This is a genomic window from Bradyrhizobium sp. USDA 326 (assembly GCF_049739485.1).
Taxonomy (GTDB): Bacteria; Pseudomonadota; Alphaproteobacteria; order Rhizobiales; family Xanthobacteraceae; genus Bradyrhizobium.
On sequence record NZ_JBMGQA010000001.1, the window covers coordinates 3,287,772 to 3,309,783 of the forward strand.

Annotated in this window: 15 protein-coding genes; 6 read left to right on the plus strand and 9 right to left on the minus strand. The window is 63.8% G+C overall.

Features of this window, described 5'->3' with window-relative positions:
• Positions 1-63: 63 nt before the first annotated feature.
• From ABIG06_RS15675 to ABIG06_RS15690, 4 genes are all read right to left on the minus strand, one after another.
• Positions 64-2,220 (minus strand): exonuclease domain-containing protein, encoded by a 2,157-nt coding sequence (locus ABIG06_RS15675; protein ID WP_424578340.1) that lies wholly within the window; start codon positions 2,218-2,220, stop codon positions 64-66.
• A 74-nt stretch (positions 2,221-2,294) separates the two neighbouring features.
• Complete coding sequence (locus tag ABIG06_RS15680) at positions 2,295-3,041, minus strand: SOS response-associated peptidase (RefSeq protein ID WP_424578341.1); 747 nt, start codon at positions 3,039-3,041, stop codon at positions 2,295-2,297.
• A gap of 2 nt (positions 3,042-3,043) precedes the next feature.
• Positions 3,044-3,493 (minus strand): hypothetical protein, encoded by a 450-nt coding sequence (locus ABIG06_RS15685; protein ID WP_424578581.1) that lies wholly within the window; start codon positions 3,491-3,493, stop codon positions 3,044-3,046.
• A gap of 10 nt (positions 3,494-3,503) precedes the next feature.
• A complete protein-coding gene (locus ABIG06_RS15690; protein WP_424578342.1) occupies positions 3,504-3,863 on the minus strand; it encodes a hypothetical protein in 360 nt (119 codons plus the stop codon).
• Between the two features lie 351 nt (positions 3,864-4,214).
• Here ABIG06_RS15690 and ABIG06_RS15695 point away from each other — a divergent pair, with 351 nt between their 5' ends.
• The 6 genes from ABIG06_RS15695 to ABIG06_RS15720 all read left to right on the plus strand — a co-directional run bounded on the left by ABIG06_RS15695 (position 4,215) and on the right by ABIG06_RS15720 (position 14,355).
• Positions 4,215-5,618, plus strand: coding sequence for a toll/interleukin-1 receptor domain-containing protein (locus tag ABIG06_RS15695; RefSeq protein ID WP_424578343.1), 1,404 nt, complete (start codon positions 4,215-4,217; stop codon positions 5,616-5,618).
• Entirely contained in the window at positions 5,615-7,141 is a 1,527-nt protein-coding gene (locus tag ABIG06_RS15700; RefSeq protein WP_424578344.1) for an argonaute/piwi family protein, read from the plus strand. The genes ABIG06_RS15695 and ABIG06_RS15700 overlap by 4 nt, the downstream gene beginning before the upstream one ends.
• Before the next feature lie 411 nt (positions 7,142-7,552).
• On the plus strand, positions 7,553-9,079 hold the full coding sequence (locus ABIG06_RS15705) for a Wadjet anti-phage system protein JetA family protein (RefSeq protein ID WP_424578345.1): 1,527 nt from the start codon (positions 7,553-7,555) through the stop codon (positions 9,077-9,079).
• Positions 9,072-9,710, plus strand: coding sequence for a DUF4194 domain-containing protein (locus tag ABIG06_RS15710; protein ID WP_424578346.1), 639 nt, complete (start codon positions 9,072-9,074; stop codon positions 9,708-9,710). The genes ABIG06_RS15705 and ABIG06_RS15710 overlap by 8 nt, the downstream gene beginning before the upstream one ends.
• The gene (locus ABIG06_RS15715; protein WP_424578347.1) at positions 9,707-13,144 is read left to right on the plus strand and encodes an SbcC/MukB-like Walker B domain-containing protein; all 3,438 of its coding nucleotides are present in this window, start codon (positions 9,707-9,709) and stop codon (positions 13,142-13,144) included. The genes ABIG06_RS15710 and ABIG06_RS15715 overlap by 4 nt, the downstream gene beginning before the upstream one ends.
• Before the next feature lie 2 nt (positions 13,145-13,146).
• Positions 13,147-14,355, plus strand: a complete 1,209-nt coding sequence (locus ABIG06_RS15720; RefSeq protein WP_424578348.1) for a Wadjet anti-phage system protein JetD domain-containing protein — start codon at positions 13,147-13,149, stop codon at positions 14,353-14,355.
• A 240-nt stretch (positions 14,356-14,595) separates the two neighbouring features.
• Here ABIG06_RS15720 and ABIG06_RS15725 read toward each other — a convergent pair whose 3' ends face one another.
• The 5 genes from ABIG06_RS15725 to ABIG06_RS15745 form a co-directional block, all read right to left on the minus strand.
• Entirely contained in the window at positions 14,596-15,351 is a 756-nt protein-coding gene (locus ABIG06_RS15725; protein ID WP_424578349.1) for a hypothetical protein, read from the minus strand.
• Positions 15,352-15,369: 18 nt separating this feature from the next.
• A complete protein-coding gene (locus ABIG06_RS15730) occupies positions 15,370-17,856 on the minus strand; it encodes a helicase C-terminal domain-containing protein (RefSeq protein ID WP_424578350.1) in 2,487 nt (828 codons plus the stop codon).
• A gap of 467 nt (positions 17,857-18,323) precedes the next feature.
• A complete protein-coding gene (locus ABIG06_RS15735; RefSeq protein WP_061880676.1) occupies positions 18,324-18,881 on the minus strand; it encodes an HNH endonuclease in 558 nt (185 codons plus the stop codon).
• 204 nt (positions 18,882-19,085) lie between these two features.
• A complete protein-coding gene (locus tag ABIG06_RS15740; RefSeq protein WP_370137700.1) occupies positions 19,086-20,063 on the minus strand; it encodes a peptidyl-alpha-hydroxyglycine alpha-amidating lyase family protein in 978 nt (325 codons plus the stop codon).
• A 132-nt stretch (positions 20,064-20,195) separates the two neighbouring features.
• The gene (locus ABIG06_RS15745) at positions 20,196-21,971 is read right to left on the minus strand and encodes a flavin-containing monooxygenase (RefSeq protein ID WP_370137702.1); all 1,776 of its coding nucleotides are present in this window, start codon (positions 21,969-21,971) and stop codon (positions 20,196-20,198) included.
• Positions 21,972-22,012 lie beyond the last annotated feature (41 nt).

The window sequence follows — 22,012 nt, forward strand, 5'->3', positions numbered from 1 at the left end:
ACAAAATTTCGCCTTATCGGAATTTTATGGGGTCGTCTCCAAATCGCCCCATTGCTCGAACCGCTAGGCGGCCTCGCCGATATATCTCTCCTCACTCCGCTTCTGGTTGATGAGATTCAACAACTGGGCGGAGGCCCGCGCGTCGCATAGGGCGCGGTGGTGATTGTCGAGTGATATGCCGTAGATCTCGCAGAGCTTCCCTAGTCCGTAGGACTTGTGTCCCGGATAGCGCCGCCGCATCCCGGCGCATGTGCAGAGCTTCGGAAATCTGAAGCGACGCCCGATCCGCTCGAATTCGTAGGAGAGGAAACCGTAGTCGAAGCTGACGTTGTGGGCGACGAAGATGCCGTCTCCCATGAACTCCATAAACGGGTCCGCGACCTCGGCGAACAACGGGGCATCCCGAACCATCTCGTTCGTGATGCCGGTCAGTTGGACGATCTTTGCCGGAATGACACGCTGCGGGTTGAGGAGAGAGTGCCACTCGTCCACGACCTGGTGGTTGCGGACCTTGACCGCGCCGATCTCGGTGATGCGGTCCCCGGTCGACCATGAGCCGGTGGTCTCGATGTCGACCACCACGTAATCCTGCTCGGGGTCGAAGCGGTAGTCGACCCGACCGATTTCGGCCACAATGCCGGCGTCGCCGAGTTGGCGGAGGCGGGTCAGCTGGTTGCGGCGGATCACGTCCCCTTCGGCCTTGACCTCCAAGAAGGACGCCTTGCCGTCCTGAACCAACATGAGGTCGGGGAAGCCGTCTCGCATAACGCGAAAATCGTCGCACATGCTGCGGACGATTCTGGCGACGCCGGCCGGATCGGTCCCCTCGAGCAGCGCGCGCAGCGCCTCCACTTGCACATGGTCCCAACTGAAGACCCCGTTCGGGCGGCCCCATCTCGCTGCGACGGTGCGAAGAATCAACGGGAGGGCGGATCCGGACGCGATGGCTGCTAGTTTCTCGTCGATCGTCGCGGCGAAGAGCCGACGGAAGCTGCGGTCCTTCAGGCAGTGGGGTAGCCAATCGAACCCGCTGGGCATTCGGGTGCTCTCGAACAGCTCGTCCCAGAAGAGCAGGCCGAACAAGGTGTGCCACAACACGTTTTCGGTGAAGAAAACCTTCGTGCCCTCGCGCCGCAGCACGCCGGCGACGCCCGCTTCGGGATTGCCGCAATGGGTATCGTCGACGGTGATGGTGCGGCCGGACCGCAGAAGTTCGGTGTAGAGCCCTGTACGCCTGCCGCCGAACTTACGGGCGTAGAAGTCCGTGGCGAAGAGGTGTTCGCCATCGCTGGCGGGATCATCGATCATCCGCTGCAGCAACCCTTCCGCCTCGGCCTTTTCGCCCATGCTGTAGAGCAGGCGAACCAAGCGCTCGTTGCAGTCATGGGAAGGCCAGGCACGATAGAGCTGCCGGGCGAGATCGCTCTCGCCCGCTTTCTCGAAGAAAAGCCCAGTTTGATGCGCGGCTCGGCTGCGGAGATCGGCGGCGAACTCGGTCGTGCAGGCAGGCCCCGCCAGCACGTCGACCGCGGCCCGTCTGTGAACAGCTTCCGATCCGTCCTCCAGGCTGTCCAGGACCCGGCTGTAGTGGAACGAGGCGAGCGCCTCCTCGGCATCGGTGAAGCGCGCGCTGAACGAGGTCTCGCGATTGGTGCGGAGGATTCCCAGGTCGCGCAGCGCGAAGTTCTTCAGGCTCACCTCGGTCTTACCGAAGTAGAGGTAGAGCAGAAACTCGATCGGACGCGTACCGTCGAGCGCGATGAAGTTGCGGGCCCCACAGTGCTGCGCGGCGACCGAAAACGGGATGCGCTCCAGGTAGTAGTCGATGAACTTCGGCTTCGACCAGGACTTCCGGACGTCTCCTCGCCCTGCCGCCTGCGCGCCAGTCACAAGGACGTCCTTCGGCAGGCATGAGACGAAGGCCGCATAGTCCGCCTCACCGAGCTCGCGTGCGTGACCGGCCGCGGTCAGATCGGATGCCGCACGCTCGACGTCATCGATCTCGGGGTAGCTGAACAGGGATCGGTTGAATATGGCACCGCGCCTGTTGATCATCCGGACCAGCAGGCATTGCGCATCTCTCGATAGACGCTCGAACCGCGCTATGAAGGCGTGATGCTCCAGACCAAGAACGGGGGCGTACGTCCGCTGCACGAACCCCAGCATTTCGGCGAAGTGGTCGAGATAATAGTAGACGGGCAGTTGCGGCAGCTTGGCCAAGCGAACCTTCGCGGCAGAATCGTTTGTTCTATTTTTGTTCGATGCCGGTCCTCTGAGTCAAGAGTCTAGGCGCTTCAGTGGCCCGAGCCGCGGACTTCGGTGACCGCCGGTGCAGCGTCTTCCTTCGCACCGCGAGCAACGATCTTTAAGGTCCCGTCCGGTAAGGGCCGCTGCAGCTTCAGGGCTTCCTCCGCCGGCGCTGTCATCCAAGTCTCGACCTCTTCGGGTGTCGTCAGGATCACCGGCATCGCCTTGGGATGTATGGCGCCGACCTCGGCGTTGGGCTCCGTAGTCAAGAACGCGTAAAGGTCGTTGGTGGTCTCGCCCTCCTTGACCTTCCGGACCGACGTCCAACCGGTCCAGATGCCGGCGAAGCATGCGAGCGGGCGGCTTTCGTCGAGGGCGAACCAGATGTCGCCGCCCTCGGCCTTGTTGAACTCGCTGAACGAGTTGAACGGCACCACGCAGCGGTTCTCGATGCCCAGCCAACGGGTCCAGTGCTTCGACTTCACGTTCCGGATGTTGGTCGTGCCGCCGTCGGGCTCCATCCGGAGCAATTCCTTGAAGTCGACGGTCTTGCCCCTGGCTTGGAGCTTCTCGGCGCGCTTCTTCGTGGCGTCCATCAGCGCCTTTGACGACGACGGCATGCCCCATCGGGCGGTGGCGAGCTCCCGACCCGCAGCGCCGTTGCGGACGATCGGCGCCGTGTAGTCGGGAAAGACGCCTGGCATCGGCGCGAGATTGCCGACGTAGCGGTTGACGACGCGGAACAGCGCGCTGATGGCGGCCTGGTTGGTAGTAATCGAATACAAATTGCACATCGTCAGGTCTCCGGAGCGGCCTGGCGAGGGCGCTGCGCCAACTGTAGCAGCGTGGCAGCAGGTCGGCGATTGGCCTTGGCGCATTTGCTACAGCGAAGCCGGCTCGCTAGGTCGTGGACAAACGTGGTCGGCGGATGGCGCAGCGCAGCCAAATCGACGTCGCGCTTGTTCTTGCAGCGCGAGCATTCGATTTCGAGCCAGGGATAACCACCGTTGATCGCCTGGTCGACAGTCGGCGACGGGTCGATCGGGCCGCCGTCGGCCCACATCCTTTCGTTCCAGGATTCGGCGAGCAACTTGTCGGCCTGACGGATCAGGGCCTCGCCTTGGGCGCGGGCCTCGGCGGCTTGGGCGGCGAGGATGCTAGTCATGGCGCGGGCCCGGCCGAGCTCCTTCTGCAGCGCCTTGCGGTCGCCGCCGCTGAGCGGGGTCGGGTGCTGCTTCGGCGCCATCCGGGCGCGATCACTCGAACGACGGCCAGCAGCAGTCTTCCTCATGCCGACCCGTCCGAACCGTGCACGTGTTGTCCAGCAGCCGCTGGCTGACGTCCTGCCAGACCGCGTCCGGACCGTACAGCCGGACGGCGTCCGCCCGCTGGATCTCAAGGGTCCTGCCGCAGCGCCTGCAGTCGACCCGCAGCACGTGCTGAGGAATCTGGCTCAGTCGCTGCGGCCGGCGGGGCGCAGAAGGACCCGATCGGCCGTGGTCGGCGCCAGCGTCGTTCAGGATGGCCTGCCAGTATTCGAGCGGGAGGTCGTCGTTCGGCGCCAGCCCGCGCGCAGGAGGCACCTTTCTGCCGACGGCGGCGGCCATCTTCTCCATTTGGGCTCGGATCGGCATGCGCCAGCTCGCGGGTCGATGGGTCATGCCCGATTAGAACATATCACGAACAAAAGAGTCGAGTCCGTAGTTTCCCTCAGGTCTCTGCGACCGTCGCAAACAAAAGCGGGCAAAGCGAAAAACGACGGTTGCCGAATCTCCCGCCAGTTGAGGACAATGGCTCTGAGAGATAGCGCATTGGTCACGGGACAACCTTGATGCGGCGGCGGCTCTCGTCGGCAGAAGCGAGGCTGGACGAGGTCGAGGCTAAAAGGCGCAAGGTTCTGGCGCTGGCGCGCAAACATCGCCCACGGAACGTTTGTGCCGACGGGAAGGTTGGCCGGGAGCCTTGATTTGTCCGAGCGTGACGTCATTTTCATCAGCCACGCGACGCCGGACGACAACGAGTTCGTGCGCTGGCTCGGCACCAGGCTGACGGGCATGGGCTACAAGGTCTGGGCCGACATCTTCGATCTCGCCGGCGGGACGCCATTCTGGACGAGCATCGAGGACGCGTTGCGGAAGCGGACCGTCAAGGTGGTCTTCGTGGTTTCCAAGGCCAGTTGCGACCCGAACCGCAGCGGGGTCCAGAATGAGATATCGGTCGCCGACGCGGTCAAGAAGTCCCTGAAGGACCCGGGCTTCATCATCCCGGTCCGGATCGACGACATCGCCTTCGCCGACTTGCCGATCCAGATCCATCGGCTCAACGCGATCGACTTCACGACGGGATGGGGTGCGAAGCTCGCCGAACTTGTCGACACGTTGACGAAAGCCGGCGTGCCGCGCGCGGTGACGGATCTCTCGGCGGAGTTCGATAGGTGGCGCCAGGCGTCGGTGCGGTCCGATGTCGTTGTCGAGCGAGGCGACGAGCCGCTGCTGACCAGCATCATGCCGATCGGCCGGCTTCCGGACGAAATATCCTTCTACGAGTACGAGGGCGAAAACAAGAAGTTCGAGCAGGCGCTCGAGTCCGTACCGCATCCGCACGCCATGCATAACCGCCTGCTGGTGAGCTTCGCTGCCGCGCACGAGATCCAGGCGCATCTGCCTCCCGAACTGACCATTTCGCTCCGGGGCACCGCGGGTCTCGCGACATTTCTCGAGGGCAAGGCGACCGATCCGATCGGGCCGCAGCGCCGCGACGCAAACGCCTGGGTGGTCCGGATGCTCCGCGAGTCGTTCGAGGCGCACCTCGCCGCGCGCGGCCTGCTTCCCTACGCCGCTTCCGCCGGGACGGTCATGTTCTTCCCCAAGGACCTGCTCGCGGACGATCGCGTCTACTACACGAACGCGAAAGGCAAGCGGACGTACAAGCAGGTTGTCGGCGAGAGCAAGGTGCTTAAGGCGCACTGGCATCTCGGCATGCGGCCGGTCATTCGCCTCGGCGAAGCGCCCACGCTTCGTCTGCGCCCCTACGTCGTCTTCACCAGGGACGGGAGGACGCCGCTGCAGGACGCCGACGAGATGACCAAGTTGCGGCGGCGCTTCTGCAAAAGCTGGTTCAATCATGTGTGGCGACCGCTCTGGCAGGCGTTCTTCGAATTCTTCGGCGGGGGCTCCGAGAGCGTGATGATCGCGCTGGGAGAGCACCGCAGTTGGGCCGTCGCCGGCGAAGGTCTGAAACTCACGGCGGGAATGCGCATGCCGTTCGACCTGGACGTCGCCGACGAGGAGGGCGAGCCCGAGGAGCCCGGCGATGCCGACGACGACGGAGAGGAGCCCGACGAAGGGATCGACGACGAGGACGAAGAATGACGACGGCGTGGCGGGCCATTCACATCGACGAGCCTCAACTCACCTTCGGGCATGATCAGAGCGCGGAGCACCCGAAGGACGGGCTCTTCCTGTTCGGTCCTGTCGCATCCGGACAGAATCCGGCCCGTATGGACGTCGGCGTGATCGGGACGCCGGCGGGTCTCGCGAAGTATTCCAAGTGGATTGCCTTGATCGAGAGATTCATCGACGTGCCGCCGCCGGCGCCGAACCGCAAGCGCAACGACGCCAACACGTTCGTCTGGCCTGGTTTCGAGGCCGTCTACGGCGCCGCATGGCCGAGCAAGCCGTTCGCGACATGCACGATCGACGCCGCCGAACTCAGCAAACGGATTCTGGGGGCCGACAGGCACCAGGCGATCTATTCCGCAGTCGCGTTGTACGAAGAGGCGCTGAGGAAATATCTCCGCGAAGAGGAAGCGCGGCCGCAGTTGTGGTTCGCCGTCGTGCCGGACGATGTCTACAAGTACGGCCGGCCCAAGTCGGCGGTGCCCGTGAAGCTTCGCACGCCCGGCACGCGGAAGCTCGGCATGAAAGCCGCCCGAGCGATCCTGACCGGGGGCTCGATGTTTCCGGAGGAGATGGAGGCGGCTGCCGTCTACGAATACGAACTGAATTTCCACAACCAACTCAAGGCGCGGGTCATGGACACCGGCCAGGTCATCCAGGTCGTCAAGGAAGTCACGCTCGATCCGCCGACCGAGAAGGCCAAGGCGCAGATGCAAGATCCGGCGACCATCGCCTGGAATCTCTCAACCACCAGCTTCTACAAGATCGGCGGGCGCCCGTGGCGCCTCGCCGACCTGCGCGACGGCGTCTGCTATGTGGGGCTGGTGTTCAAGCGGATCGATCGGCCGAGCGGACGCGACAACGCCTGCTGCGGCGCGCAGATGTTTCTCGGGTCCGGCGACGGTCTGGTCTTCAGGGGCGCCGTGGGGCCTTGGTACTCGGAGACGAACGACGCCTTCCACCTCGATCAGGATCAGGCGGCCAAGCTGATGGAGATGATCGTCCGTGCGTACAAGGACAATCACGGCGAGGCGCCGAAGGAGCTGTTCATCCACGGAAAGACCAACTTCGAAGCCAAGGAATGGGCGGGATTCGCGAGCGCGGTCCCGCGCTCGACGAAGCTGGTGGGGATTCAGATACGCGACAACGCCGATATCAAGGTCTTACGCTACGGCGCCAACGCCGTGTTGCGCGGCACGGCGGTAGTAACCTCCGAAACGTCGGGCTACCTGTGGACGCGAGGCTACGTTCCGCGTCTGCGGACCTATCCTGGCCGCGAGGTGCCGAATCCGCTGACTGTCGAAATTCGACGTGGGACGGCCGACATCGAGCAGGTCATGCGGGATGTGATGTCGCTGACGAAGCTCAACTTCAACGGCGCCGAGTTCTGCGATGGCTTGCCCGTCACCTTGCGCTTTGCCGATCTGGTAGGCGAGATCCTGACGGCGGGCCCGATCACGCCCCACGCGCCGCTACCTTTCAAGTTTTACATCTGACTATCCGGGCGCGAGTTCAACACCGTTTTCGAGCAGCTACCGTTCTGCTCAACAAGCTCGGGGCTCTCAGCTTCGGGGACGGTCTGGACGTTCGCAAGCAGCAGAGATGGGCTCGCTCCGAATGTCAATCGAGGAAGGCCAGTCTCGCAAGACCTCTGGATCCGAGGCAGCGGGGGGCAATGACCCAAACTCTGGATGCGAACTAACCCGGAAGCAGCTTAAACAGACCCCACCGTCATTGCCGTCCCGCCCCCCTCGACGTGGCAACGGGTAACGTGATAGAACATACAGAGAACATGTGTCCGCTAGGTTGCAAGGCGGCTGCATTGCATCTGAACTAAGCCGATCTTGGTGGCCGGGCTCCGCCCGCGCCCAGTGGCCCCCTTTTTCTGCGTTGAGTACGATTTCGGCATGACCCTTTTCCGCCATCTGCACGACGACGCATTTCTGGTTTTCTCGCGAGATCACAAGCATCTCTATGCTGCGTGTCTGCTCGACCTGCATGAGCGGTACTTCACCGGCGCCCCCGCATTTCCGACCCCGCAGCAGGTGGTGCACTCCATCTACGACGTCATGCGCGCGAACCGGTCCTTGTGGAACGAAGGCGACGAATTTGGCGAGGCGCTGCCGGAGGTGATCTCGTCGGGCCGTCGCCGCATCCGACGCGCCGACGTTTCCGCGACGTCGGACAAGGGAGACAAGGCCCTCATCCTGGCCCGCCAACTCTACTCCAGACTGGTCGCATGGGGATGGCTCGAAGAGGAAGAGTACGGACTTCGGGTCACCGTCGACATGGCGATGGGGCCGTTGCTGGTCATCCAGCGACTGGCGAGCCTCAACAAGGATCTTTCGCAGCGGTTCGGGGGATTGATCGTCCAGATCCGCCTCAACCTAGAGGCCGTCGAGAAGCTCACGCCGGAAGTGACCGACCGCATGCAGCGCGAAGCGGCCCTCGCCGTGCGCGAGGCCCGCAACCAGGCCGACCAGTTCACTAAGAGCCTGCGCGCGATCCTCGCTGACCTCAAGCGGATCCGGCGGACCGTCATGGAGTCGAAGACGGTCGGAGATCGCCTCGAGGCCTTCTTCGAGGAATTCGTCGACCAACTCCTCCTCAAGGATTTCGAGTCGATCCTCACGGTTAATCACCCGTACCGCTTCCGCGACGCCATCGTCGATCTGGCGCGGAAGATCTCCTACACGCCCGAAACGATGCAGGTCCTCGCGGAAGAATACGCCGCGGCCAGCATGGCGTCCGACCTGGAGGATGGTCGCATGGCCGCCGCCGACGATCTGCTCGCGATCGAGAACATCTTCGAACAGATCGGCGAGATGTTCGACCGCATCGAGACGTTCAGGCGGCAACTGGAGGCGCGGGTCCGGAACACGATCAAGTACGCCGAACGCGGTACGCAGGGACTCGTCGGCCGCGCCGGTGACCTGGTGCGCCGGCTCGACGCCCTGCTGCGGGACCGACGGCACGATGGGGCCACCGTCGAATGGAGTATCGAGCCACTGCGGTCTTCGTGGTCCGAGCACCATCAGGCGCCGACTCGGCAACCGCGCCGCCCCGTTGAAGCGAGAGAGCTTGCCGCGCCGCCGTCAGACCCCTTGTACGAACTGCGCAAGCAATTGCGGCTCGAGTACATCGCGCGCATCGCTCCCCGCCCCGAGGACGTCAGGCGGTTCCTTGAGGGCCAGGTGCCGCCGTTCGGCACGAAGGAAGCGAGGTTCATGGAGATCGAGACGGTGGACGATTTCCTCGCGTTCGACACCGCACGCCGCTACGCGCTGACTGGCGACGTCCCGCCACAGGTCGCCAAAGGTTTCGACTTGGAGCAGTCGCCGGACACGCCGCCGCACGATAGCGAGTGGCTCAGATGCGCGAACTTCGTGGTCAAGCGCTCCGGCACGCTGCGAAAGGACAAAGTCCATGCTTAGCGAATTCGACAACATCGAACGGTCCGCCGGCGCGGACAAGGCCGCCGATCTGCGGAGGGCGCTGCATTTCCTGCTGCGCAGGCAGTTCGTGTTCGCGGGCGACCCGCGGACCGGGACGGTCTATAACATCGTCATGGACGGTCGCTTCCGCGACGTGGTGGACGGATTCTTCGACAGTTGCGGCTACCGCGTCCACCGCGATCCCGAAGCCCAATGGGCGGGAATCCTCGCGATCGACGAGGAGGTGCCCCTGCCGCGCATGCGGCTCGACGAGACCATCGTGATGCTCGTCCTCGCCGCGCACTGGCAGGAGGAGGTCAACGTCGGCGCTGTCGAGGACCGCGCTGTCGTCGTCACGACGCTGAACGCGCTGCACGACCGCTACAAGGACATGGTGCAGCCCAACGGCGGCGGCGCCATCGGCATCAACCGCTTCCGCGACATTCTGAAGGAGGCGGCCCAGCGCAGCCTGGTCGAGATCGGCGACTACGACAACGAACAGCAGGACTGCGAAATCCGGATCCGGCCGATGATCAAGCTGATCAGCGGTGGCGACGCCCTCCAGCGGCTAGAGCGGTACGCCCGCAGCGAGGAGGCCCGATCGCCCCAACCCGCAGGGGACGAAGCATGATGGAATTGCGTCACCTCGCCATGGTGAACTGGCACCTGTTCGACGTCGCCGACATTCCCGTCGCCGGCCACATCGGCGTGCTCGGCGAGAACCGGTCCGGCAAGTCAACCATCCTCGACATGGCCCAGGTCGTGTTGACCGGCGGAAACCGCCGCTTCCTGCGCCTGAACGCTGTCGCCGGCGACAGCGGAAAGTCCCGCAGCGGCTCCAAGCGCAGCGTCGTCGACTACTGTCTCGGAACCCTGGGCGAAGATCAGCGGCGCCGAGACGACGCGCGCACCTACGTCGCGCTCGGATTCGAGGACACCGAGGCCCTTCGTCCACCCGTGACTATCGGCATGACGCTCGAGGCACGTAAGGCCGACAGCAAGGAGACGGTCCTCGCCCTGTTCGTCGCCGTGGGCGCGATCCTCACGACCAAGGACTTCATCGAAAAGCGCGGCGCCTCGCAATTCCCCGCCCAGTGGGAGGACGTGCGCGCACGCATCTTGGCGAAGGTCGGCGAGCAGAACTTCGTCAATCACCGCGATCGGGCGGGAGACTATGTCCGCGAATACATGCGGCACCTGCTGCCGCACGCGCCCTACGGCGAACAGAACGCGAGCGCCCTGCAGAAATCCATCGTCAACGCGATGACGCTGGATCACAACCAGACCGCAACCCAGTTCGTCCGGACCTACATCCTCGAAGACAGCCCGATCGGCATCAAGGACCTGCGCGAGTCGATCCAGACCTATCGGAACATCAGCGAGACCATCCGCAAGATGCGTCTGAAGCTGGAGGCGCTGAAGGAATTGAGGACGATCCTCGCGACGCTGGAAGAGGCACTCGAGACCAAATACCGCGAGCAATGGATCGCCAAGCGCGCCGAATGGCTCGCAGCCCGGGCGACCAACCGCGACTTCAGGACCAAACTCCAGCTTGCAACCGCGCAGCGCGACGCCGCCGCCGGTGAACTCAAGTTCCTCGACGAGGACATGAAGGCGATCGATCGCGAGATCGAGCGGCTCACCGAAGCCATCGCCGAGCACGACGCCAAGACTGGCAGGAAATCGCTGCAGCAATCCGCGTCGGTCGCCGACCAGTCCGCGCAACGGGCGGAGGCCGATTTCAAGGCACGCCTCGCCACGATCCGACGCCTTGAGCCGCTGCGCGCCATGCGCGGTCAGGGCTTCGACGATTTCATTCCGCTCGTCGACACGCTGCTGGCCGCGGCGGAACGTGCCGCCGTCGCCTCAGTTCCCGAGGAGCTTTCGGCCGCCGAGAACGCCCTTATCGCGTCCGGGGCCGATCGGCTCGACACGATCGACGAAGCCCGTCAGCAGATCATTGCGAAGGCCGCCCAATTGCGCACGCAGCGCGACGAACTCCTGGGGCGGATCCGGCAGCACTCCTCGGGCGGCGCGCGGGCACACCTCGAACCGGACACCGAACGCCTGTGCCAACGGCTTCGGCAGCAGGGAATGGCGCCGCGCGTGCTGTGCGAACTGATCGAGGTGGCCGACCCCGAATGGGCGGCGGCCGCGGAAGCGCTGCTCGGTCGGGACCGCGACGCGGTGTTCGTCGACCGACCGGACATCGGCGCTGCGACCACGATCTTCAAGGAGGGACGCCGCGACTTCCGGCGCACGTCGCTGGTGAGCCTCAACAAGCTGGAGCAATTCAGAGCCAAGCCGGACCGAGGAACGTTCCCTTCGATCTTCCGCACCGACGATCCGGATGCGCTGTCGTTCATCATGCGCCGGTACGGCTCCGTCCGGCTCGCCGACACGCTCGAGCAGTTCAACAGACCCGGTCGCGCGATCATGAAGGATGGCCTCTACGACGACGGGCTGGTGCGCACCCACCGCTCGATCGATCATTCGCAGCACAAGATCGGTAAGACCGCGCAGGCGAACGCGCTGCGCGCACTGCAGGATCAGGCGGACGATCTGTCGACCTTGTGGAACGAGGCGACAAAGGAAGTGCAGGTCGCCGACAATGCCTTCATGGCCCTCAAGGCGCTGTGCGAGACGGCCGCGACGGACCTGAAATCTCACGCCACCGCCTATGCCGACGCCCAGACCGATAAGGCCGACGCGGACGCCAAATTGGCGGCGCTCGATGGCGCAGGCGATGGCGGCCTTCGCGATAAGAGAGTGGCGCAACAGGATCTCAAGAAGAAGAGGATCCGCGAGCGCGAGACCCAGCAGACCGCCTTCAACAAGCACGATGGCGAAGTAAGAACGGCGAAGAACAGGCTCGGCGAGGGTGAAAACGTCCCCGGCTCCTCGCTCAATCTGAAGATCGCCTGGTCGTTGTTCGCCAAGAATCAGGCGCTCTACGCGGCGGCGAAGGGCCGGGCGGCCCACCGCTCCCGTCTCGACTCCCGCACGCAGAAGACCGAGGCGGAGAAGCATCGCGCTGTCGCCGATAAGGCGGTGAAGGACGCCGACGCCGCGGATGCAGAGCGCAGTCGGATCGAGCGCCGCGTGCGCGAATTCCTCGACGGCTATTTCGAGGAATTCGGGATGCAGTCGCAGATCGGCATCGAGAGCGAACCCCTCCGGGAGGTGAAGCCCTGGATGGATCTTCTGATCAACGACATCGAATCCAACGAACTGCGGCAGTACGAACGGCAGGCGCGCGAAGCGGCCGAGAAGGCCTCGACCTTGCTTCGCGGCGAGTTCATCAACGCGTTGACCTCGCGCATCGGCAAGATGGAGCGGGACCTGCAGACGCTGAACCGCAGCCTGCACCTGCATCCGTTTCACAACGAACGCTATTCGTTCCACCGCACCCAGGTCGTCGAATTCCAGCCGATCCTCAAGATCATCGAGATCGGCAAGACATCTCCGGAAGCGCTCGATATGCTGTTCCGCGGCGACGTGCCCGAAGACTTCCCGCACAAGGACACGATCCTCGCGCTCGAGGCGCTGCTCGAGGATCCGGAGAAGGACTTCACCGAGTTCGAGGACTACCGCAACTTCTACACCTTCGAGATCCACATGGAGGACGTGGTGACGGGCCGTTCGACCCGGTGGGAGCAGCGCAGGGGCACGGGGTCCGGAGCCGAACAGCAGGTGCCGATCTACGTCGCCATCGGCGCGTCGCTGGCGGCCGTCTACGGCAGCGCCGAGCGCCGCGCCGGCAAGCCCTCCGGGTTCGCTCTGGCGATGTTCGACGAGGCGTTCTCCAAGATGGACGGCCGAAACCAACGCCAGATGATGAGCTTCTACAAGAACCTCGGTCTGCAATTCGTCATCGCTGCACCCTTCGAGAAGCGCGTCGCGGTGCTCGAGCACATGGACACCATCGTCGAGGTCGACCGCATCGGCGAGCAATCGAGAGCGACCGTGGTCTCCCTCAAGGAAAAGGCCAAGCGCGAGCTGATGGCGATCGATCCCGACCTTATTTCCGACGCGGATCTCTCCGTGCGGCTCGCGGCCGAGTAACCATGCCGCGGCTCTTCACCGACGCGAGACAGCTTTTGGGCGACCTGCTCGACCGGTTCGAGGCCGGCACGGCGAGCCCGATCGGCTACCCCGACTACGGCGCTTTCGCCTCGGTCGTGGCCGCGGACGCCTTCCTCAAGGAAGTCTCGCGCGCCGAAGAGGCCGGTGCGGTCAGTCTGACGCGGGGGCGCGGGCCGAAGCGCAACGAGATCGCGCACGTCCGGCTGGTATCGGCCGAAACGCTATATCGCTACCTCGGTCGCACGCCGGCTCCCAAGATCGCGGAAGACGCCGCAGCGCGGCTCGTCGACGGGCTCGATCTGGATGCTCGCTTGATGGACCAGGCGTCCGCCATCGCTGCCGCCTGGTCCAGGGCGAAGACGTGGAGTGCATTTTCGCCGGCTGACGCCGACAGGCTGCGCGACGCGTTCGTGCTCGCGCAGGCGATACTCGACGGCAAGCACGTGAACGTCGACTACCGGACCTTCTCCCGAAGGATCGTCGGCGACAGCAAGACCCTCGAACGTCTCGAAGGAGCCGTCGTCCGTCTGCTCGGCGGCATCATCGAGCTTCCGCCAGAGGCCAGACCGCGGGCCGCGCTGCGGGCGATCGGTCTGGAGCGGTTCGCTCCGCCCCTTCTGATCGCGGGACGGGTCGATCTCGCCGGCGCCGACCTCTCGGCGGCTTCGCCACTCTATCTGGGAGTGGCGCCGAACGAGGCGAATCGCATTCGATTCCGGGATCCACCCGCCTACTTGCTCACGATCGAAAACTTCGCGAGCTTCAGCAGGCACATCATCGAGGCCGACCCCGCGCGCCTGGGCGCGACCGTCTACGTCGGGGGGTATCCGTCGCTGGCGACGCAGCAGGCGTTGCGCGTTCTCGCGGAGGCAATACCGAACGACACGCCGATCTTCCACTGGTCGGACATCGATCCGGACGGAACCTGGATATTCCGGACCGTCGAGCAGGCGGTCGGGCGCAGCATCAGACCGCACCTGATGACCCCCGAGATCGCGGAAGCCTTCGGCGACGCCCCCTCGTTGAAGGCTTCTCCCGCGCGGTGCCCGCCCGAATCCGGCATCGCAATGCTGGCCGCCTATCTGGCTGGCGAGGGGGCGAAAACTCTTGAGCAGGAAGAACTTGATCCGAAGCTGCCCGGGATGCAGGCGCCCGCGCAGAAAGTCAGTTCTGACGCGACCGCCGTTTGAGACTTGTCGGTTCTCCTGCCAATCCCGCCTCGTCGGCGGGAGCGAGCATGGGGCGACTACAGCGGTTAAACCGGCTCCGTGACATCGGAAATCAGGCCGATCCTGCTGGAGACGCGCTTCTGTCGACGTGGCCACCTCAGGCTCAGTACCGAGCGCGACCACTGATGAGCACGACGCCCGGACACGCGGCGCCCTCGCGCCGTGGCCTAAGCTGCGTTCATGCGCAGGCATACTGCCCCATCATGCCGGCTTCGCAAGGACAACGCCGGCACCGAACAGAGACTGCCGGAACTTGATGAAGTAGGCAGAAGCGCTGAGATCGTCGGCCAAGCTATAGCGGTAATCGAATTGATCGGAGAGGTCTTTGGCGTTGCGGACCAGCTTGGGCTCGTTCGCGAGCCCCGCGACAAACGCCTTCATCTCCTCAGTCATGAAATCTGGCAGCGCCGCGTTCGTCGCCCACTTCACCGTGATCACAGCGTCGGCCGGCAAGATCTCGCCCGTATGCTTATGGTGGAACGCGCACATCAACTTCCTGAAGACCGCGTCCACGGCCGCGCCGGCGATTTTCGGGTCGATGGCGACCATCGGAAGCTGCAACGGAAACGCGCGCCCAACTGGTACCCACACGCCTCTCGACTCGATAAAACCTTGTTTTTCGCTTGGGCGAAGCACGCGCAGTAGACCCGGGAAATTGTTGCGCATCGCCTTCGCAAATTTGGCGAAGTCTACGTCCCGTTGGGCGTTCTGACCACCGTCACCTTTCAGCCTGACGAGGGTCGTTAGAACGTGTTCGAAGTCCTTCGACTTCTTGTTGCAGGGCTCACAGGCCGGAAATTCGTAGCCCTCCGGAGCGTGCTTCGCATCGAAAAACGCACGGGCAGGTTGGTGGTCGCCCGTCGAGGCCGGCGCGGCCCCTGCGCAGAAGATGCACAGGGGGTCCCGATCGAGCAGATCGAGCTGCCTTCGCTTCTTCTCGCCCAGCTTCGCGTTCATTCGATCCCTGCGATGCGCTCAGGATTTCTTCGAGCGGACGGTAAACTTCGTGACGAAATCGTTCTGCGTCAGGCCAAAATGATTCAACTGAGTGGCCACCACCTTTGCGTCCGCGTAGCCGTTCTTTTGACTGATGGCCACCGAATACTTCCTCACCGCTTCAACCAGACGCGTTAGGCATTCCACCGTGACGATCCTCGCATCAGCATGCAAAGTCGCGGCGTGTTCGGGCGTGATCTTTGGATGCACCATGACCGGCGTCGCGCTGGTGCTCTTGTCGTACTTGTCGGCGAACCACGTCATGGAGCCGTTGAGCTGATTGCAGTCGTGCTTGTTGATCGCGGTCGCCTTGACGGCCCCGCTCTTGCACTCGATCACAAGGTACTGCAGAGCGCCCAGAGCCCAGAGATTATCGGGCCCGCGACCTGTGTCCTGTTCGGGCCGCTGGGATCCGAAGCCCAGGAAGAGACCGAGATCGAGCATCGCGGACTCGAACTTCTTGCTGTTTTCCTCACCCCACGCCAAGGATTCGATCAGCGCATTGACCCACATGATCAGGTCGTTGGCCTCGAGGAACCGCTTCATGAAGGTCACGGCCATCGCGGCCTGGCTGTCCTTGGGAACGCTGAGCTTGCTGTAGACGATGCCGCTGATGGGGCGGACCAACGCAGGATTCGCCTGAACCGCCGCAAGTTGGATTTCTTGCGCCCTCATCTGGTCGGTGTGATGTACGTACTCGGCGAGCTGCTGCTTCAGGTAGCCGAGCGCCTTCTTCTCTGTCACCTTCCTGACGGCCTCCTGGACCGTCTGCTCCGCGAGGTCGAACCGCTTCGAGCGCGCGAAATCGAAGGCCTTGCGCAGCGCGACCACGGTCTCGTCGACGTGGCTCGCATCGCCCGCATCCGCGTTGACGACGGCCGATCGGCTGGCATCGAGCCATTCGTCGTCGCCCGTCAGGCAGAGTTCCATCACCGTCTCGATCTCGGACAGTGGCTTGCCTTTCAATTGCGCGGTGACCTCGCGCCCGAGATCGAGCTGCGCGCGCGTCGCGGACGAGAACAGCGCCCGGGCATCCGGACGATGCAGGCGCTGGGTCAACTTGGCGCCGACGAGGAGAACGACGCAGTGATCCTGGCTGGAACGCACGCCGCGCCCCATGCCCTGCTCGATCCGTTGCACCTGGCGGACCAATTGGCGGCGTGTGCCGTCCAGCGCTTCCTGCTCGATCCTCTCCAGCAGGCCGTAGAGTTCGGGCAGACCGTCGATCACCAGGAGTTCGCAGGCCTTTGCAGGCAGATCGACGCCGTCGTACTTGCCGACGAACACCGTCAGGCCGACGTGCCCCTTGCGGAGTTTGTCGGTGCCCTCCTCGATGTTTTCGGCTGTCAGAGTCTGGTTGGCGATGTCGGACCAGAACTCCGCCCTCTTCTTCGACGGCACGATGACCGCGACGTTGATGATCTTGGCCTTGGCCGCGACGAGCGCCTTGATCTCGTCGATCGTGATGTCGGGGTTGATCTCCTGCGGCGCGAGGATCATGCGGTCGCCGATGTCGCCGCCGCCCTTGGGCCGAATGGGATCGGCGACCTCCGCGGCGTCGGCCTGGAAGTGGCTCACCAGCACGCCGTCGTCCGCCAGCGTCGCGGTCATGTAGATGCGCCGCTTCGCGCCGGTGAACGCGGGGATGTTGTCGATCGGGATGAAGCGCGGCGCGATCTCGACGTTGCCGCCTCCGAACGCGCACTGGCAGAGTTCGAGGACGTCCTCGACGAGGCGCCACGGCCACTTCAGCGTCTCGTCGCCGCGGTGAGGATGCAGGATTCGAAGGACTTCGCTTTGCTTGTTCTTCCAGGCCCAGAACGGCACCGCCATGGCGATCTGCGGATCGTGGTCGGCGACGTCGAGATAGGCCGACGCCGACTGGTTCTCGAGATCCGGCTTGAACAGCTCCAGCAAGGCGTCGTAAGCGGGATGCGAAGCGGGTAGCCGTATCTTGAACTGGTCGGCGACGGTCGCGAGGCAGGCGTGCGCGTCGTCGATGACGAGGCTTCCGATCTCGATCTTGGTGCCGCCGCGCCCGACGCCGAAGACGGATTTGCCATTGACGAGCTTCCAGATGTTGATGACGAGGATCGCGTTCCCCGAGAGGAAGGCCGCGTCTCCCTCGTCTTCCGTCACCGCTACGCCCAAGGACCCGGCTTCGGCGATGACCTGGCGAAGGAGATAGTTGTCGGGCGTGACGTACACCGCGGGCCCGACGCCTTCGTTCAGGCTGCTCTGCAGGCACAGCAAGCCGACCACGGTCTTGCCGGAGCCGGTGTTCATTTTCAGGGTGTTGTCGCCCCGCGTCCTCTTGCCATACCAAGCGTCGAACACGTCGCCCTGCTCGTCCGACGGTCGCTTGAACTTGGTCGTGTCGCGCTTGAGCGTCGTGAAGATCTTGCGGGGGTCGGTTGGCTTCGTCGATGGGAGGCCGGATTTGATCTTCTTGTAGTCGAGGGCCACGGTTTTACTCCGAAAATTGATTGGCGGCGCCGAAAGCCGCTAGGCTGCCGACATCTCAGCCAACTGGCGGTCAGTTCGAGATGTGGAACAAAGCCATCGAATCGGTCGCCGTCAGGGGCGCCAATAGAAAGTAATTTTCACCGCGTCGCAACGCTCGGTAGCAAAAAACGGATTAAACCAACCGACTCACCCTTAGACCGCTATCGACTCGCTCGCTCTAAGAGTGTCGGCATAATAGCTGCTGCGTTCGCAAACTGCTGGCAGCTTGCGACCGCTGTGGTACTGGCGTCGCATTGATATCAACGATGGATTAACCAAGACCGACCCAACGAAATCGGCAGAACAGGCCGTTCAGCGATTTCTGTCGGTCCGACGGTGTCGTTTTGGCCGGATTACGCCGCAAAACGTGACGCACTTATGTGTGTTTTGACGCTCTTATGAGGTGCATCACACACGGAGGCTCGCCCCTACGGATCCAGCTCCGTATCCCAATACAGATAGTCGAGCCAGCTGTCGTGCAGGTAGTTCGGCGGGAAGAGACGGCCGTTGCGGTGCAACTGGTGCACGGTGGGCGCGAACGCGTTCTGGCGCGGAAACATCCTTGCCTGCGCCGGGGTGAGGTTGCCCTTGCGCAGGTTACACGGCGAGCACGCCGCGACCACGTTCTCCCAGGTGGTCTGGCCGCCTTTGCTGCGCGGAATGATGTGATCGAAGGTGAGGTCTTCGGGCGAGCCGCAATATTGGCAGGCGAAACGATCGCGCAGAAAGACGTTGAACCGGGTGAAGGCGGGGTGGGTGGTCGGCTTGACGAAGGATTTGAGCGAGACGACGCTCGGCAGCTGCATCTGCAGGGTGGGACTGTGGACCGCCTGATCGTAATGAGCGACGATATTGACGCGGTCGAGGAACACCGCCTTGATCGCGTCCTGCCACGACCACAACGACAGTGGGTAGTAACTCAGCGGCCGGAAGTCCGCATTCAGCACCAACACCGGCCAACTGCCTTGCGAGACATGTGCGTTCAAGTAACGCTCCCGGCCTCCAATATACGCTGCGAAGCAGCATGTACTGACATACTACATGCAGCGTGACGGGATTGTGAAGCCCGTTGAGCGACTTATTCAAGCGCAAGCAATGCGGCGGCGGGGTGGCAAGAATGCTCAAAAGGCCGCGATCCCGGGGGCGTACGGAACCGCCCGTCCGGCGTCGTGATCACCCTTCCGCGACAGCTACTCCCGTACCCGCTCCAGCTTCTGCAGGCACCGCGTCGTGCGCACCGCGGTCGGCATCTCCTCGTCCGGAAAGCTGGTCTCCCAGTTGGTGACGCCGACCTCGCCGACATAGATGTCGCCTTTCGAATCCAGCGCGATGCCATGCGGCGCGAGGAATTTGCCGCTGGCAACGCCCGGGCCCTCCTCGCCGCCAAGCCGTGCGATGCGTTTGCCCTGCGCATCGACGATCGACAGCCGGGGGCCGAGATTGGGCACATTGCGGTTGATGGCAAGGCCAGGGCCGAGCTCGCCGATGACGAAGGTCGGCCTCTTGGCCCCGCCGCAGCAGCACAGCGCGCAGGGCCGATGCAGATTGTTCCATTGCGTCTCGTACTTGCCCTCGCCGTTGAACACCTGCACGCGATGGTTCTCGCGGTCGGCGACATAGACCCAGCCGTCGGCATCGGTCGCGATATTGTGCACGATGTTGAACTGGCCGGGATCGGTGCCCGGCTCGCCCCAGCTTTTGATCAGCTTGCCGTCGGGGGTGAACTTGTGCACGCGCGCATTGCCATAGCCGTCGGAGACGTAGATCTCGCCCTTCGGCGACAGCGCGGTGTGGGTGCAGCGGTGGAACGGCTCGCCGCTCATGAACGGCGCCGGCTTTGCCGGGATGCCGATCGTGAGCAGCACCTTGCCGTCGGTGGTGCATTTCCGCACGGTGTGGTCGCCGTCATCGGTGCAATAGAGATTGTCGTCGGCATCGATGTGCAGGCCATGCGCACGGGAGAACAGTCCTTCGCCAAAACTGCGCAGGAAATTGCCGTCGCGGTCCAGCACCACCATCGGATGGGCGCCGCGGTTGAAGACGTAGACGCGATCCTTGCTGTCGACCGCGACCGAGGCGACGTCGGTGAGCTGCCAGCCGTCGGGAAGTTTCGCGAACTTTTCGACGACACGGTAGCGATGCTCGTCGCTGCCGAGAATGGCTGGCATTGTGATCTCCCTCAATTTGACCGTCGCGCGACGCCCTCTCCACGCTGTCATTGCGAGCGCAGCGAACCAATCCAAAATCTTTCCGTGGATCTGGTCTGGATTGCTTCGCTGCGCTCGCAATGACGATGGCGTTCAAGCCGAGCTCACGTGCCGCCCCAAAATCCCTGCCTCGATCGCCTTGATCTGGAGCGCGAGATATTTCGAGTTGATGCGGCATTGTGCGAGGCTGCCGGCGATGAACCAGAGGCCGGGCTGCTTTGTCCGTGCATACATGTTGCGCAGCTCGAAGCCGTCGCCAAAACCCCAGATCGGGCCGACCCGGTCGGCGACGGCATCCCCGAACAGTTTTTGCACCAGATATTCCTGCGGCTTGTATCCCGTGGAGAGCACGATGAGATCGGCCGTAATGGTCGAGCCGTCCTTCATCCGCGCCCCTTCGGTGACGAAGCTTTCGATGTCGTCGAACTGCCTGAGCCAGATCTTGCCCTCGACGATCAGGTTGGAGCAGCCGACGTTAAAATAATAGCCGCCGCCGCGGGTGAGGTACTTGAACTGCCAGCCGGTGCCGGCCTCGCCGAAGTCGAGCTTGAAGCCGACGCGCGCGAGGCCGTCAAGCAGCTCCTTGTCGAGCTGCTTCGATTTCTCGGTCAGCATCACATGCGTCTTCTTCGCAAGGGGCGTCGGCATCGAGGCCGCGATCAGATCGTTGTCCTCGAGCGTCCCTTCGTTATAGGTCGCATAGGCAAGCTGAGCCGACGGCTCGATGTTCGTGACCAGCGTCGGCGAGCGCTGCACCAGCGTCACCTCGGCGCCGCTGGAATACAGATCCTGCGCGATGTCGTGACCGCTGTTGCCGGTGCCGATGACGATGGCACGCTTGCCTGTCCAGTTCTCGCCGTCTTCGTAGCGGCTGGAGTGCAGCAGCGTGCCCCTAAAATTGGCGAGCGTCGGGATCTCGGGAATGTTGGCGATGCCGCTGACGCCGGTTGCCATAATCATGTGGCGCGGATGCATGGTGCGCCGGCTGCCGTCGGCCCGGCGAAGCGTGACGGTCCAGTGACCGTCGGCCTCGTCGTAGGAGCCGCCCTCGAACTCCGTGCCGGTCCAGAAGTTCAGCTCCATCGCATCGACGTAAGCTTCGAACCAGTTGGCGAGCTTGTCCTTGGGGATATAGGTCGGCCAGCTCGGCGGGAAGGGCATGTAGGGCAGGTGATTGACCTGCACCTGATTATGCAGCGTCAGCGCGTGGTAGCGCTTGCGCCAATTGTCGCCGATCCGCGCCTCGCGATCGACGATCAGCGTGTCGACCTTCAACTGCTTCAGTCGCGCCGCGATCGCGAGCCCGGCCTGGCCGCCGCCGACCACCAGCACGGCCGGATCGCGGTCGGCATAGTCGCGCGAGGCATTGCGCAGGTCGAGCCAGTTCGGCCCGCGAAAGTCGCGCGAATAGGCCTGGCCGCGGGGCCGCGAGGCGCCGAGCTGCTCCTCGAAGCCCTTGAGCTCATCGAGCGCGGTCAGCAGCGTCCATGCCTTCAGGCGGTCTCCGTCCGCAGGATCAGGCACGAGCCTGATGATGCCGCTGCCGCGGCCGATCGCGGTCTCGAAGTTGAAGATTGCTTCGATGCAGTTGGTGCCGGCCCGCATCACCCAGCGCGGCGGCGCCCGGTTCGATGCGATCTCGAAATGGGTCGGCGTCGCCTTGGGCGCGCGCGCCGCCAGCTCCTGCGTGATCGCATCGCGGCCCGCGATTGTCTGCAGGTTCCAGCTCAGCGCCAGCACGTCGCGCCAGAATCCGTCGGCGAGAAAGAGCGGGTCCATCGTGGCGGGATCAGGTCTGCTTAAGTTGCGCTCGAAGTCGTCGAGCCAGGCCTGTGCGGCGATCGAAATATCCTGCGTCCGGTCCAGCATGCGCGACCTCATGGCCGTCTTCGCGGCGTTTCCTCTGGGGT

Coding starts and splice junctions, on each gene's coding strand:
- ABIG06_RS15710 (WP_424578346.1), top strand. CDS start 9,072: ATGCTTAGCGAATTCGACAACATCGAACGGTCCGCCGGCGCGGACAAG.
- ABIG06_RS15700 (WP_424578344.1), top strand. CDS start 5,615: ATGACGACGGCGTGGCGGGCCATTCACATCGACGAGCCTCAACTCACC.
- ABIG06_RS15715 (WP_424578347.1), top strand. CDS start 9,707: ATGATGGAATTGCGTCACCTCGCCATGGTGAACTGGCACCTGTTCGAC.
- ABIG06_RS15705 (WP_424578345.1), top strand. CDS start 7,553: ATGACCCTTTTCCGCCATCTGCACGACGACGCATTTCTGGTTTTCTCG.
- ABIG06_RS15740 (WP_370137700.1), bottom strand. CDS start 20,063: ATGCCAGCCATTCTCGGCAGCGACGAGCATCGCTACCGTGTCGTCGAA.
- ABIG06_RS15690 (WP_424578342.1), bottom strand. CDS start 3,863: ATGGAGAAGATGGCCGCCGCCGTCGGCAGAAAGGTGCCTCCTGCGCGC.
- ABIG06_RS15685 (WP_424578581.1), bottom strand. CDS start 3,493: ATGGCGCCGAAGCAGCACCCGACCCCGCTCAGCGGCGGCGACCGCAAG.
- ABIG06_RS15725 (WP_424578349.1), bottom strand. CDS start 15,351: ATGAACGCGAAGCTGGGCGAGAAGAAGCGAAGGCAGCTCGATCTGCTC.
- ABIG06_RS15680 (WP_424578341.1), bottom strand. CDS start 3,041: ATGTGCAATTTGTATTCGATTACTACCAACCAGGCCGCCATCAGCGCG.
- ABIG06_RS15745 (WP_370137702.1), bottom strand. CDS start 21,971: ATGCTGGACCGGACGCAGGATATTTCGATCGCCGCACAGGCCTGGCTC.
- ABIG06_RS15720 (WP_424578348.1), top strand. CDS start 13,147: ATGCCGCGGCTCTTCACCGACGCGAGACAGCTTTTGGGCGACCTGCTC.